Origin of the sequence: Chryseobacterium sp. VD8 (assembly GCF_037149975.1) — a bacterium.
GTDB classification, from domain to species: Bacteria; Bacteroidota; Bacteroidia; order Flavobacteriales; family Weeksellaceae; genus Chryseobacterium; species Chryseobacterium indicum.
Genome location: NZ_JBBCQL010000479.1, coordinates 1 through 255 on the forward strand (window position 1 = coordinate 1; position 255 = coordinate 255).

Sequence of the window (255 nt, forward strand, 5' to 3'; positions counted from 1 at the left end):
TGCTCACCGGCAATGGTATAAATTTCAGATTCATTGGTGCTGCTGAATGTAGGAACTCCCCAACGTGTATCAAGATCAATGGTTTCCACGGGGATATCCCATCCCGTTCCGGCCCATCCAAATTTATGATCACTGTTGTAAACCAGAGATACGCTTGGCTGGAATCCTCCGATTCCTGCAGGAATTTCTATAGGATACTGTACATTGGCACTTCCCTGCTGATTAGGGGTAGGCGGAGAAATAAGGTTAATCTTC

Annotated in this window: 1 protein-coding gene; it reads right to left on the reverse strand. The window is 45.9% G+C overall.

The genetic code is table 11. From position 1 onward, the window contains the following. A partial coding sequence (locus WFK35_RS23110; protein WP_336735006.1) for a SpvB/TcaC N-terminal domain-containing protein occupies positions 1-255 on the reverse strand: 255 nt, incomplete at both ends.